Annotated in this window: 12 protein-coding genes, 1 tRNA gene and 1 rRNA gene; 6 read left to right on the plus strand and 8 right to left on the minus strand. The window is 69.9% G+C overall.

All coding sequences use genetic code 11. The features are described 5' to 3' along the window. Positions 1-6 precede the first annotated feature (6 nt). Positions 7-741 carry a glycerophosphodiester phosphodiesterase family protein gene (locus tag H5V44_RS11450; RefSeq protein ID WP_185193231.1) on the plus strand — a complete coding sequence of 245 codons (735 nt, stop codon included), beginning with the start codon at positions 7-9 and terminating at the stop codon, positions 739-741. Here the strand turns inward: H5V44_RS11450 and H5V44_RS11455 are convergent. Next, a complete protein-coding gene (locus H5V44_RS11455; RefSeq protein WP_185193232.1) occupies positions 703-1,971 on the minus strand; it encodes an MgtC/SapB family protein in 1,269 nt (422 codons plus the stop codon). The genes H5V44_RS11450 and H5V44_RS11455 overlap by 39 nt on opposite strands. A gap of 196 nt (positions 1,972-2,167) precedes the next feature. On the opposite strand from H5V44_RS11455, the gene H5V44_RS11460 reads away from it, so the two are divergent. Next, positions 2,168-3,205 carry a zinc-dependent alcohol dehydrogenase family protein gene (locus H5V44_RS11460; protein WP_185193233.1) on the plus strand — a complete coding sequence of 346 codons (1,038 nt, stop codon included), beginning with the start codon at positions 2,168-2,170 and terminating at the stop codon, positions 3,203-3,205. A gap of 28 nt (positions 3,206-3,233) precedes the next feature. On the opposite strand, the gene H5V44_RS11465 is transcribed toward H5V44_RS11460, so the two are convergent. The 4 genes from H5V44_RS11465 to H5V44_RS11480 all read right to left on the minus strand — a co-directional run bounded on the left by H5V44_RS11465 (position 3,234) and on the right by H5V44_RS11480 (position 5,913). Further along, complete coding sequence (locus H5V44_RS11465) at positions 3,234-3,848, minus strand: VOC family protein (protein ID WP_185193234.1); 615 nt, start codon at positions 3,846-3,848, stop codon at positions 3,234-3,236. Beyond that, complete coding sequence (locus H5V44_RS11470) at positions 3,845-4,441, minus strand: type IV pilin (RefSeq protein WP_246403918.1); 597 nt, start codon at positions 4,439-4,441, stop codon at positions 3,845-3,847. The genes H5V44_RS11465 and H5V44_RS11470 overlap by 4 nt, the downstream gene beginning before the upstream one ends. Positions 4,442-4,569: 128 nt before the next feature. After that, a complete protein-coding gene (locus H5V44_RS11475) occupies positions 4,570-5,373 on the minus strand; it encodes a hypothetical protein (RefSeq protein ID WP_185193235.1) in 804 nt (267 codons plus the stop codon). Positions 5,374-5,442: 69 nt separating this feature from the next. Further along, entirely contained in the window at positions 5,443-5,913 is a 471-nt protein-coding gene (locus tag H5V44_RS11480; protein WP_185193282.1) for a dihydrofolate reductase, read from the minus strand. Between the two features lie 228 nt (positions 5,914-6,141). On the opposite strand from H5V44_RS11480, the gene H5V44_RS11485 reads away from it, so the two are divergent. From H5V44_RS11485 to H5V44_RS11500, 4 genes are all read left to right on the plus strand, one after another. Then, on the plus strand, positions 6,142-6,864 hold the full coding sequence (locus H5V44_RS11485; RefSeq protein WP_185193236.1) for an NAD(P)H-hydrate epimerase: 723 nt from the start codon (positions 6,142-6,144) through the stop codon (positions 6,862-6,864). 173 nt (positions 6,865-7,037) lie between these two features. Then, entirely contained in the window at positions 7,038-8,309 is a 1,272-nt protein-coding gene (locus tag H5V44_RS11490; protein WP_185193237.1) for a hypothetical protein, read from the plus strand. Between the two features lie 140 nt (positions 8,310-8,449). Then, positions 8,450-8,854 carry a DUF4864 domain-containing protein gene (locus H5V44_RS11495; RefSeq protein WP_185193238.1) on the plus strand — a complete coding sequence of 135 codons (405 nt, stop codon included), beginning with the start codon at positions 8,450-8,452 and terminating at the stop codon, positions 8,852-8,854. Positions 8,855-8,858: 4 nt separating this feature from the next. Beyond that, positions 8,859-9,296 carry a hypothetical protein gene (locus tag H5V44_RS11500; protein WP_246403920.1) on the plus strand — a complete coding sequence of 146 codons (438 nt, stop codon included), beginning with the start codon at positions 8,859-8,861 and terminating at the stop codon, positions 9,294-9,296. 123 nt (positions 9,297-9,419) lie between these two features. Here H5V44_RS11500 and H5V44_RS11505 read toward each other — a convergent pair whose 3' ends face one another. The 3 genes from H5V44_RS11505 to rrf form a co-directional block, all read right to left on the minus strand. Further along, the gene (locus H5V44_RS11505) at positions 9,420-9,671 is read right to left on the minus strand and encodes a DUF7861 family protein (protein ID WP_185193239.1); all 252 of its coding nucleotides are present in this window, start codon (positions 9,669-9,671) and stop codon (positions 9,420-9,422) included. Positions 9,672-9,840: 169 nt separating this feature from the next. After that, positions 9,841-9,916, minus strand: a tRNA-Cys gene (locus H5V44_RS11510). A gap of 123 nt (positions 9,917-10,039) precedes the next feature. Then, positions 10,040-10,161 (minus strand): 5S ribosomal RNA (rrf, locus tag H5V44_RS11515). Between the last annotated feature and the right edge of the window lie 3 nt (positions 10,162-10,164).

Below are 10,164 nucleotides of genomic sequence, written 5' to 3' on the forward strand. Positions count from 1 at the left end.
GGCGGCGTGCGTCCGATCGCCCACCGCGGCTGTCTCACGCAGTACCCCGAGAACACGCTCGCGGCGTTCCGGGGCTGTGCGCCGAGCGTCGAAATGATCGAGACCGACGTCCGGCGGTGTGGCTCCGGCGAGCTGGTGATCTTCCACGACGACGCCCTCGATCGGGTGACCGACGCCACCGGCGAGGTTGCGTCGACGCCGCTGGCCGAACTGGAGACGGTGTCGGTCCTCGGAAGCGGGGAGTCGGTCCCGACGTTGACCGAAGCCTTCGAGGCCGTCCCCGAAACGGTCGGCCTGAATCTCGAACTCAAAGGCCGTGACGTCGCAGCCGAGACGGTCGCGACCGCCGCCGAGTACGGCCACGAGGTGATCGTGTCGTCGTTCTACCCCGACGACGTGGCTGCGGCCCGCGACGCCGGCGCCGAGGCGGTCGCACACCTGTTCTACGCCGAAGAGCCCGCCGACTTCGACGTCGAAGCGGCGCTCGATGCCGCCGCCGACCTCGACTGCGCGTACGTCCACCCCGACGTCGGGATCTGTCTCGAAACCGGGATGGTGAGCGAGGCCCGCGCCCGCGGGGTCGGGGTCAACGCCTGGACCGCCGAAAGCGAATCGGAGATCCTCGCGCTCCGCGACCGGGGCGTCGACGGCGCGGTCATCAACGACTGCCGGTTCGCGGCGACGTGTCGCTCCGGGCGGCGGCTACAGGAACTGGACGACGACGACCCCGGCGAGCCCTAAGGCCGCGAGGAACCCCGACCGTGCCGTGACCGGGTTGAACAGGTTCCGGTTGATGCCCGCGGCGAGCCAGATCTTGACCATAATACTCGCGAGCGTGCCGGCCAGCACGCCCTGTGCGGCGGTCGTCGGGGAGATCTGTCCGGTGGAAGTGAGCGAGACCGCGGTCGCAGTCGTGGTGCCGCTGGAGAGCAGGCCGCTGAAGAAGCTCGTGACCAGGAAGCCCGCGGTCCCGTACATCTCCTGAGCCGCGGCGGTGGCGACGAGCACCGTGAGAAACAGCACCCCGAACGTCAGGGCGTTTCGGCTGGAGAACGGCGATTCGAGGTCGAGGTCGATGTCGCCGCCCCAGTTGCGCTCGTAGACCGTCAAACCGACGCCGCCGACCGCGATGAGCCCCAGGGGAAGCCCCACGCTCAGCGCCGACTGGGGGACGAACGCCACCACGATCACCAGGTTCCGGACCGCCATCGCGGCGTCGGCGACCAGCACCGTCGCCACCGCGAGCGTCAGGATCCCGTCGTTGGCCTTCGCCCGGTTTGCGATCTCGCCGATGACCGCAGTGGAGTTGACGAGCCCGCCGAAGAAGCCGGTGATGAGCATCCCGCGGCCGCCGTACCGCTGCATGATCGCGTAGTTGGCGAAGCCGATCCCGCTGACCGCGATCACCAACGTCCAGATGAGCCGCGGGTCGATCGCGTTCCAGGGGCCGTAGGTGCCCGTCGGGAGGAGAGGATACACCACGAACGCGATGATGGCGAACTCCGCGGCGCCGCGGACCTCGCTGTGGGAGAGCTGGCGGGCGAACCCGTGGAGCTCCCGGCGGAGCACGAGCAGGAACGACGAGGTGATCGCGATCACCACGCCAACGAGGACGAGTTCCATCCCGACCAGGATGCCGACGATGTACGCGACGAGTAGCGAGGTCGAGGTGGTCAACGCCAGCCCGTAGTCGTCGTCGACGTCCTCCCCGCGGGCGTCGTACACCAGCCCGCGGGCGCCGAGCAGGAGCCCCTGGCCGAGCACCAGGAGACCGCCCAGCGCCATCAGGACCGTCTGTCCCAGGGTGGCGGCCGCGACGCCCACCAGGCTGGTGAGCGTGAACGTCCGGATCCCCGCGGACTTGTTCGACCACTCCCGCTCCAGCCCGAGCAACATACCCAGGGCTCCCGCGACGAAGAGGTTGAACACGTCCGCGTTGACCGGGAGCGCCTCGGGGACGATCTGGATCATCGTCCGGGAGCCGCCGGCGTCGCTCGGTGGGTAGGAGCCATACGAATATATACTGGTATTTCCGCTATTTAGGATATATAGCCGTCTCGTCTTAACGCTTTTGTGTCGTAGCGGGAGTAAACAGTCCCGCCGCGACATATCGGGCCCCGCGAGGACGAGCAGCGGGCTTTTTGTCCGCGCCCACTCCAGGTCCGGTATGCGCGCAGCAGTCTACCACGGCCCGCGGGACGTCCGGGTCGAGGACGTCCCCGAACCGGAACTGGAGGCCGCGACGGACGCCGTCGTCCGCGTGACCCACACCGCGGTCTGCGGGTCGGACCTGTGGTTCTACCGCGGGGACAGCGACCGCGACGTGCCCTCGACCGTGGGGCACGAACCGATGGGGATCGTGGAGGCGGTCGGCGACGACGTCCGGTCGGTCGCGCCGGGCGACCGGGTGTTCGCGCCCTTCAAGATCTCGTGTGGCGCCTGTGAGTTCTGCCGGAAGGGGCTCCATACCTCCTGTGTCAACGGCGAGGGGTGGGGCGGCGACAACGGCGGCGCCCAAGGCGAGAAGATCCGGTGTCCCCACGCCGACGGGACGCTCGTCCGCGTGCCGGACCGCTACGCCGACGATGAGGACGCCCTCCGGTCGCTGCTCCCGCTGACGGACGTGATGGGGACCGGCCACCACGCCGCGGTCAGCGCGGGCGTCGGCGCCGGCGACACCTGCGTCGTGATCGGCGACGGCGCGGTCGGGCTGTGTGGCGTCGCGGCGGCCCGCAGGCTCGGCGCCGAACGCATCGTCGCCGTCGGCCACCACGACGACCGGCTCGACCTCGCCGAGTCCTTCGGCGCGACCGACACGGTCGCCGAGCGCGGCGACGCGGCCGGGGAGCGGATCCGAGAGCTGACCCACGGCGGCACCAACCACGTGCTGGAATGCGTCGGCGCGTCGTCGTCGATGGAACTCGCGACCGAGGTGTGTCGGCCGGGCGGCACGATCGGCTACGTCGGCGTCCCACACGGCCTCGACGGCGGGCTCGACCTCTTCGACTTTTTCCCGAACAACCTCACGCTCCGCGGGGGGATGGCCCCGGTCCGGGCGTACGCCGAGGAGCTGATGGCGGACATCCTGCAGGGAACCCTCGACCCCGCGCCGGTGTTCACGAAGACCGTCGATCTGGAGAACGTCGCGGAGGGCTACCGCGCGATGGACGAGCGGGAGGCGGTCAAGGTGCTCGTCGAGGTGTGAGGGCGGCCGGCGCCGGGTCGCGACCGACTCAGTTCACGCCGCCGACGCCCGAGGCGGCGTCCGGCAGGTCGTGGGCGTCGGCGTCCAGACCCAGTTCCGCCAGGGCGGCCGCGAGATGTTCGTCCTTCGCGTAGTCGGCGCCGTCTTCCACACGAAGCTTCTGGGCCTTCGCGAGCACCTCCCCGCGGCGGTCGTCGGGGATGTCGTACTTGTCGGTGGAGAGTTCGATCACGAGGCCGTTGTTGTCGTGGGTGTACAGCGAAAAGAAGATCCCGCGGTCGAAGACGTTGTAGTTGCGGCCGTCGTCGTCGAGCGCCGCGGCGACGTCCTCGAAGTCCTCGGGGGCGACGCTGAAACAGAGGTGATGTACCGAGCCGGTGCCGCCGCGCTGGGGGCCGCGGTTCGATTCCCGGTCGCCGACGAACACCGTGAGGATCCGGCCGTCGCCGGTGTCGAAAAAGAGGTGGGTCTGGGAGGGGTCGTCGAGGTTGGGCTGCCGGAGCACGAGCGGCATCCCCAGCAGGTCGCGGTAGAAGGCGAGGGTGTCTTCCTCGTTGCTCCCCCAGATGGTGACGTGGTCGGTGCCGGTGGTTCGGATCGGGCTGTCGGGGCGTTCCGCGGTGACTGTCGGGTCGTCGCTCATACACGGGGTAGGGACGCAACAGGATTAAATGTCGGAGTGACACCGGCGTCACCGGGTCGGAGCTGAGTCGTGGATCCGATCTCGACAGTCACGAGTTCGTACGCGGCGTCACCCCTCGGCGTGCCGGGGTTGATCCCCTCGACGGGGTCGCTCGTCCAGTAGATCGAGATGGTGACCCCATCGACGCTCCTCTCCGGATCGACGTAGACCGTCTCGCCGGCCTCCCAAGTGTCCCCGATCCCGACCTGCGGGGGGTTGTCGCCGCTCGACTCCGTGAACTTCTCCCGGCGGCTCGCGTACTCGTCGTTTGCGGGTGTGGAACTTTCGCCGGGCCGTCCACCGACATCGAGCGGCTTCGAGCCGACGACGTAGAGGTGGCTGGTCCGGACCGCATCGCCCGCAGTGAGCGTGATCACGACCGCCCTCTCGCCGTCGTCGAGGGCCGCGACGGGGTCGTCGGACGCCTCGATCGCCGGCGCGGTCGGCTGCGTATCGGAGGTGAGATCCGCCGTGTACGCGGTGATTGTCGCGCCGAGGACGACCGCCACCGCGATCATAAGGACGGTCGAAACGCCTCGCGAGTCCGATTCCATATGTCAACGATCGAGACTGACCGGGACCAAACGTATCGGTCCGAGTACAGATCCTAATGATTTCAGCGGTCGGCGCGTGCGTCGCCGGCGAGCGCAACGGGAGGTCGTCAGGAGCTCCGCCGCCGGCGTCAGTACCGCGAAGGGAGGTACGCGAACCCGATCATAAACACCGCAGTGAGCAACGAGATGATGCTCACGCCCCACAACCCGTTCCGGTAGGTCTGATACTGGTCGATCGCGGCGGTCTGCTGCTGGTAGCTGCTGTACTCCGTGACCAACTGGATCGTCGAACCGTCGGGGACGTACGCGAAGTACGTCTGATCGCCGATCGTGACGTTCGACTCGTGTTCGACCGCGACGGTGTTCGTTCGCGGTGCGGTCCACGCCAGTTCGGCGGCGCCGGCAGTCACCGAACCAACGGTGGTGGCGTTCCCCCGGTAGTCGAAGGTGTCGCCCTCGGCGTAGGCCCGGGTCTTCGGCTCCGGGAAGTACTCCGAGGCCGGCACCAACCGGGAGTTGTTGATGACGACGTAGCGGGTGCCGTTCCGTTCGACGGTCTCCTCGCTTGCGTCGGGGTCCGAAGCGAGGATGGCGCTCTCGTTGAGCACCTCGCGGAGGGTCACCTCGGTGGGCTCGTCGCCCTCGATGACCACCCGCCACTCCTCGTCGTCGACGGTCCGTGTGGAGTCGTTCTCCCAGGTGGCGGTGTACCGGGCCGACTCGTTGGTGTACTGGAGTTCGCCGCCGGATTCGGAGACGCTCGCGACCGTGTAGGTCTGGCCGCCGGCGTCGATCGTGTCGCCCTGCGTGAGTTCGCGTGCGGGGTCCTCGAACTCGACCGTCGGCTGCTGTGCGGTCGCGATGAGCGAGTACGAGGCCGCACCGATGAGGACGAAGAGTGCGACGTAGATCGCCGCGGCGCGTCGTTGCATACGCCGGGGTTCGACCACGCGGCGTTTAACGGTTACCGTTTCCCGGGAGCGTGCCGTACGGGGCGGTCCTCACCGCTTCCGGACCCACTCCTCGAGCGTGAACCGGTCGTATTCTACGGTGTCCGTCAACGTCCACTCGTCGGCGTCCCACTCCGGAAAGTGCGAATCGCCCTCGTACTCGCCGTGGACCCGGCTCAGCACCATCCGGTCGATCACGGGCTGAAACAGGTCGTAGATGGCGCCGCCGCCGATCACGTACGCCCGCTCGGCGCCAAGCGACGCCGCGACCCCGACGGCGTCGTCGACCCCCGAGGCGTGGAATGCGGTGTCGACGTCGAAGTCGGATCGCGACCGGCTCAACACGACCTGCGCCGTCCCGGGTAGGTCCTCGAGCATCGACTCGAAGGTGACCCGGCCCAGGACGACGGGGTCGTCGGCGATCCGCTCGCGGTACTGGCGTCTGTCCGCCGGGATCGACGGCCACGGGAGTTCGCCGTCACGTCCGATGGTGCCGTTGTCCGCCACCGCCGCGACGCTCATCAGTTCGACCACCGGCCCCTCCCGCTCGCAGTCGCGTTCACACTCGTCCGTACGGCCGTAGATCCAATACCCCTCCGGTATGCGTGGATGCACTCCGGTACGGAGCGTCGGCGTGGTCGGGCTGTGAGCCTCGCACCCGCTGTCACGGACGCCGAGGGCGACACCGGCACGGGGCCGGAGCACATCCCCCACCGGAGCTATTTGTGAGTCGTTCACGATACGTCGTGTATGACGCAGAACACGTTCCGAACCGCGGCGGGCACCGCGGTGACGGCGGTCACCGCCGCGGGGATGCGGGAGGTCGACCGCGTCGCGGTCGAGGAAGTCGGGGTGCAGCTGCTGCAGATGATGGAGAACGCCGGGCGGGCGCTGGCCCGACACGTCCGCGACGCCTCCGAAGGCGGCCGCGTGGTCGTCGTGGCGGGCGACGGCGGCAACGGCGGCGGCGGGCTGGCGTGTGCGCGCCACCTCGCCAACCGCGAGGTGCCGGTCCGGGTCGTCCTCGACCGGCCGCCGGGGGAGCTGAGCGGCGCGGCCGCCCTCCAGTACCGGATCCTCGAGGCGATGGACGTCGGTGTCGCAACCGGCGCCGAGGCGGTCGCCCGGTTCGACGAGCCGACCGTCGCCGTCGACGCGCTCATCGGCTACGGGGTCAGCGGGGAGGTGCGGCCGCCCGCCGCCGACTGCGTCCGGGAGTTGAACGGGCGGTCCGACCCCGTGGTCTCCCTCGACGTGCCCTCCGGGATGGACGCCACCACCGGCGACACCCACGGCGTCAGGGTCAACCCCGACCGGACGGTGACGCTTGCCCTCCCGAAGACCGGGGTCGACGCCGTCGACGGGGCGCTGTACCTCGCGGACATCGGGATCCCCGCGACGGTCTACGAGCGGCTGGACATCGACTACGATCCACCCTTCGGCGACGGCGACTGGGTCGAACTCGTCGGGTAGTCCCGCCGGGGCGGCGATCGCGTGATCGACCCGCACACGAAACGGTCGCGTACCGTGCTCGGTCTGGTTGGTAGGGACAACCATACCACGGTGTCGGCGACGGACGACGGATCCGGAGGCGGGAAACCGGCCCGACGACACCGTTTTGCCGCCGTCGGGCCTACGGGCGGTCAATGTCGTGGTCGCGGCGGACGCTACTGAAAGCCGTCGCGGGCGCGTCGGCGCTGACTGCCGGGTGCGGCGGACGGACGGCCAACCCGACGCCGAGTGGCGACCCGACGACCCCGCCGTCGGGTGCGACGTACGCGTACACCCACCAGCGACCGGACGGGAACCGCCTACTCGCGGGGCGGGGCGACGTCGTCGGCGCGACGCCGGTCGAGGTGCCACTCGAGGGAACGCCCGCCTGGCTGCTCGCGTTCGCCCACGAGTCCGACACCTACTGGACCGTCGTGACGGAGCGCGGCGCCGCGACGACACACCGGGTTCGGGGCGGCGAGACCCGACGGGTGGGGAACCACGGGACGGTCGCACAGCCGCCGGTGGGGTACCTCGCCGACGACACCCCCGCGGTGGTCACGCCGCCGCAGGACGCCGCCGCGCACACCCACCCCCACGTCGCCGACCAGGGGCTCGTGTACGTCGCCGCCGACGGCGACGTCGTGCTCCGTCAGGGCGAGACGACGACCCGTGCCGATATGGCGGCGCCGGGCGACGCCCGCCCCGTCGCCCTCGGCGACGGCCGGTACGTGCTGTACGGCGCCGCGACCGACCGGTACCGCCACGGCGCCCTCGGCGACGCGGTCGAGGGGAGCAGCCTCGTCGTCGTCGACCCGTCGGCCGCCCGGGTCGACGTGGCGGTCACGCTCGACTCCCCCGCGGTGTTCGAGGGACTGTTCCCGCTCGTCGCCGACGTGGACGGCGACGGGAAGCGGGAGGTCGTGACCACGGTTGCGACTCCCGACGACGGCGCACGGATCCGGGTCTACACGCCGGACGGCGCCGAACTGGCGACCGGCCCGGTGTACGGTCCCGGGTGGCGACACCAGCTCTGTGCGGCGCCGTTCGCCCCCGACGGCGCGACGGAGCTTGCGGTCGTCAGGAAACCGCACGTCGATCGGACGCTGGAGTATTACCGGCTGACCGACGGAAGGCTCGAAATCCGAGCCACCCGGGAGGGGTACGCGAGCCACACCTACGGCTCGCGGAACGTCGATCAGGCGCTCGGCGGGGACCTTGACGACGACGGCCGGACGGAACTGTTGGTGCCGACGGCCGACCGGACCAGCCTGGCGGTCGTCCGCCGGATCCCCGGTGGCACGGCACAGGCGGGGTCACTGCCGCTGGGGGCGAGGCTCGCGACGAACCTCGTCGGAGTCGGCGTCGGCAACGGGATCGCGGTCGGCGCCGGGACCGCCGAGGGGGTCCGGGTCTGGACCGGGTGAGCCGCGTCGGGTTCTCAGTGGGGTTCCTCCGGCGACGCAGCCGTGCACGACGGACGATGCTATGGTTACGCAGGCCGACACCGCCAGCCGGCCGATGGGACGGACGACAACGACTTCACGCACAGTCCCGTGGATCGGGTATGACTGACGCGGACTACCCCGTCGAGGGGCTCCCGACGCCGGATCCCTCCTACGGTCCCGAGCGGGTCATCGGGATCCAACTCGACGCGCTTGCGTCGAACGACGACCCGGTCCCGAACGCGGGGATCGGCACGGCGTACAATTTCGCATCACCGGCGAACCGACGGCACACCGGGCCTTTCGATCGGTTCGTCCGGATGGTCGAGGGGCCGCGGTACGCGCCGATGATCGACCACGTCGAGGCCGTCCGGGGACCGCTCGAACGGGACGGCAGCCAAGCCAAGCAGCGCGTCACGCTCACGGGGGCCGGCGGTCGGACGGCCACCTACGAGTTCGGCGTCTCGAAGCAGTCCGGCGGCCGGTTCGACGGCTGCTGGCTCACCGACCGCGTCCGCGTCGTGTGATGGGGTGCAAGTCGCGCCGTGCGCCCGACGGCAACGGGCGCCCGATCGGACGGTCGGCCCAACCGTCCGGTCGTGTGACGCCCCCGTGGAGGCCGGCGTGAACCACGTTCCCGACGCGGTACTCGCCGCAATCGACGGTCTCGGGCGGGCGGCGCTGGCCGACGAACCGACGACGGTCGAGCAGCGCCTCCGGGGCGACTTCCGGGTCCGGATCAGTTGCGACCGGACGGCGCTGGACGCGGGAACGGTGCCCGTCGCGTTCCGGCTGGAGCACGGGACGACGGCGCCGACGCTCCGGGATCACGGCTCGTTCGTCGTCACGATCGTCGACGGCGTCGACTCGCGGCTCCGAGCCTGGGGGATCGACCCGCCCGATGCATACACCCACCGGCGCACCGACGACGAGTGGCAGGTATACGCCGGCCGCGCGACGCTTCGCTGAACTGTGGTGCGTCGTCGCCGCGAGGAGGCTCCCGGACCCCGCCGGGGTCCTGCATCCGACCACCGAACACCCCGGTCGTGGAGCCTGGACACTGCGTCCCTGCGCTCGTCGGACGGCGCGAACTCACCCCGACCCGCCGTGTTTTCGATACCAGACGCGTTCGCCGACCGGCGACGCGTCCTCGCTGATCGGCAGGCGGCGAAGGAACAGGTCCCGAACCGCGAGCGTCACGACGAGTTCGACCGCGTCGCCGTCGTCGGCCTCGACGGTAACGATGCAGTGACCGTCCCGGCGCTCGATCGCCTCGACGGTCCCGGTGGACCAGCGGTCGGCATCGTGGGTCGGCTCTCGGGCGTGGAGACGATCGTGATTCACGCCGGCTGTTGGATCGTCGGTGACGTGTACTTTGCGTCAGGCCTCCAGGTGGGGCACGTCGGTGCGGAGCCGTACTCCGGGGGTGACGGGACGGTGATTCGGGTCACTGTCGCCGTACGCGACACCCCGGGACGGCGGAGCGGCTCGCGGTTCTCGCGCGGGAAAGGGAAGCCAAGGGCCGGATTTGAACCGGCGATGATCCGCTCTGCAGGCGGACGCGTTAGGCCGAACTCTGCCACCTTGGCACACTCGCAGGTAGCCCGTTTCGGCGGTTAAGTGTAGCGGTCTCCTCGCTGAACGCCGTCGCTATCGGCTTCGAAATGAGAGCGGCCCACAGGGCAGATCCCTGTGGGCCTCGGGTACGAGTGGGTGGGCGGCGACGGAGCGTTCCCAGAGGCTCGCGCACTCCAGTACTTCCCCCTACGCTGGCAGACTTAACTTCCGTGTTCGGGATGGGTACGGGTGTCTCCCTGCCGCTTTGGCCGCCCCAACG

Source organism: Halobellus ruber (genome assembly GCF_014212355.1).
GTDB classification, from domain to species: Archaea; Halobacteriota; Halobacteria; order Halobacteriales; family Haloferacaceae; genus Haloquadratum; species Haloquadratum rubrum.

Bases quoted from the DNA above. Each gene is read 5' to 3' on its own strand.
- H5V44_RS11480 (WP_185193282.1), bottom strand. From the start codon at position 5,913: ATGAGCGTCGCGGCGGTGGCGGACAACGGCACCATCGGACGTGACGGC.
- H5V44_RS11465 (WP_185193234.1), bottom strand. From the start codon at position 3,848: ATGAGCGACGACCCGACAGTCACCGCGGAACGCCCCGACAGCCCGATC.
- H5V44_RS11475 (WP_185193235.1), bottom strand. From the start codon at position 5,373: ATGCAACGACGCGCCGCGGCGATCTACGTCGCACTCTTCGTCCTCATC.
- H5V44_RS11490 (WP_185193237.1), top strand. From the start codon at position 7,038: ATGTCGTGGTCGCGGCGGACGCTACTGAAAGCCGTCGCGGGCGCGTCG.
- H5V44_RS11470 (WP_246403918.1), bottom strand. From the start codon at position 4,441: ATGGAATCGGACTCGCGAGGCGTTTCGACCGTCCTTATGATCGCGGTG.
- H5V44_RS11455 (WP_185193232.1), bottom strand. From the start codon at position 1,971: ATGATCCAGATCGTCCCCGAGGCGCTCCCGGTCAACGCGGACGTGTTC.
- H5V44_RS11460 (WP_185193233.1), top strand. From the start codon at position 2,168: ATGCGCGCAGCAGTCTACCACGGCCCGCGGGACGTCCGGGTCGAGGAC.
- H5V44_RS11485 (WP_185193236.1), top strand. From the start codon at position 6,142: ATGACGCAGAACACGTTCCGAACCGCGGCGGGCACCGCGGTGACGGCG.
- H5V44_RS11495 (WP_185193238.1), top strand. From the start codon at position 8,450: ATGACTGACGCGGACTACCCCGTCGAGGGGCTCCCGACGCCGGATCCC.